We start from the raw sequence: 2,136 nt of genomic DNA, 5'->3' as shown, positions 1-2,136 counted from the left end.
GCACGGTAGGCGTCCAGTCCGCCCTGCCGATGGGCGTTCTGGATTTCCTCGTCCGCCCCGGTTACCGCGGCGGACGCATCGTCGGTGCGGGAGTTCGGTTCCGCCGCGGGATCGACGGTGCCGCCGGTTTCACCGATCGCGGCACCGGCGACCGCATCACCCGATTCGACAGCCGCTCCGGGCTCCGGCACATAGTTCGCGGGTCGGCGGAAATACACCTCGGCGTAGGTTCGTTCGCCTGAGGCGTATCCGGGCCGCACATCGGAAATCCGCACCTCGGTGAACCCGTGCTCGGCGACGATCCGGCCGGTAGCGGTCATTGCCGCGGCCTCGGCCTCGGAGAAGCCGTCCTGTACCGCGGCGTTGAAAGTGTCCAAGTTGTCGAACAAACCGCTGTCGGCCGCCCACTGCCCGCGCACCACAACCACCCGGTCGCCGAGCGCCCGCATGAGATCGGCGAACATCACCCGTCCGTTGGGGGTCCGATCTCCGGCCACCATACGGAGTGACAACTCACCGTTCTGATTCACCGCACCGAAGATGCCGTACGCAGCATCGCCACCGTAATTGTTGGCGTACACCGACGGTATTCCGTGCCGGCGCCCGGATTCGATTCGCCGGGCCGGGCCGTGGGAGGCGTCCCATTCGGCGCCGTGCAGTTCTTCGTGAGTGTGTCCACCCTGCACCGGCCGGTGGCCGGCGATGAACTGCATGATCAGCGCATGGGCGGCGCGGTCACGCAGTCGCGTCAGTGCCCGCGGATCCGCACCGGGACCGGCAAGCTCCGGGTTCCTCCGTACGGTCTCCCGTTCGAACCATTCCGCGAACTCCCGGACCCGGGATTCCTGCGGGGTCATCGATGGTGGCGGGCCGGGCAACCGACCGATCCTCGCCGCCTGCCGCAGTTCGGCCAGGACAGTGATCTCCCGGTGGAGCGCCCATCCATCGATATCGAGCATTTCGGCGTTGTACCGGGCGCGGCCGTCCGCACCTCGATAGCGATCCCGATCCTGATTCAGCGGGCCGCCGGCCTTGGCGCGATCACCTGCTCGTTCGGCATGAACGGCGCAGCCCGCAACGCGCGCCGCCGCTTCGATATACCCGGCGCCGGCATCCACGACGATCCGGTTCAGGCCGGGGTCGAAACGTACTCCCGGCTCGGAGTCCACGACAATCCGCACACCCCTTTCCCGCAGGGTGGCCAGTGCACGGCTACCGGAGTCGGTCAGCTCCAGCAGCGTCTCGATCACCGAAACCCGGGATTCGACGGCCTCGGGCACCAAATTCTGTGATTGGACGCCGTTCACCCGAGTCGGCCGGGCGAGGTCGAATTCACCGGCCCGGCGCTCGATCACACCGTCTTCGGATACGGTGACGGTGAAATGCCGGACCCGCGCAGCGGAGTGGTTCAGGATCTCGGCCAGGCCGGGGGTCGAACGCACTACCTGTTCGTGCTCGCCCCGCGCGGCCACCACCAGAATCTCGTTGTCTTCCAGGACCGCGATCCGATCCCCGAACAGCCGGACCGGGCCGGATTCGCCGGCGATCAGATCGTCGCGGAATTGCCTGGCCGCCGCGATGTCCAGTTCCGACCACAGTGTCCAGACCCGCGCCGCGGAATTGGTCTCCTGGTCGAGCAGATCACCGATGCGCCGCAGGTCGTGCTCCAGCCGCCGTAGTGACACCACGTGGCCCGACGAGGCTGTCTGCCAGTCGTTTTCGTCCTTCCGGAGTTCGGTGCCGACAATTCTCAGCAGACCGTTGATCGGCTTCCGCCACCGATTCCAGCCCGGCTCCCCGTGATACATATCCAGTAGCGCCAGCGCCACCGTGAGATCGAACTCCCGGCCGTCCAGCCATTCCCGCCCCTCCGGCAAGAGCTCTTCCCCGGCGAGGGCGGTGGTCGTTTCGGTCCAGCGCGCGGACAGTTCGAATCGGGCGGCCACAGCATTCCGCTCCGGGTCCGGCAGCGATTCCCCGGCCAATTCCGCTACATAGGCCAGCAATTCGCGGGTGGCTCGAGTCAGCTCCGCAGCGTGGGTACGCTGCTGCGCTCCGGGGGGGCGGCCGCCGCGCCCCCCCGGCCCGGACTGTGGCGGGGGCAGGAAAAACCCGCGGGGAAAATTATTTAAAAGG

At 67.3% G+C, this 2,136-nt stretch carries 1 protein-coding gene; it reads right to left on the bottom strand.

What is annotated here, in order from left to right; all coding sequences use genetic code 11:
* On the bottom strand, nucleotides 1–2,006 hold a 2,006-nt coding region (locus QH195_RS15060), incomplete at its 3' end, for a hypothetical protein (RefSeq protein WP_280435820.1).
* Nucleotides 2,007–2,136 lie beyond the last annotated feature (130 nt).

This window comes from Nocardia carnea (assembly GCF_029868855.1).
Lineage (GTDB): Bacteria > Actinomycetota > Actinomycetes > Mycobacteriales > Mycobacteriaceae > Nocardia > Nocardia carnea_A.
This window is presented reverse-complemented; position numbering and strand designations above follow the sequence as displayed.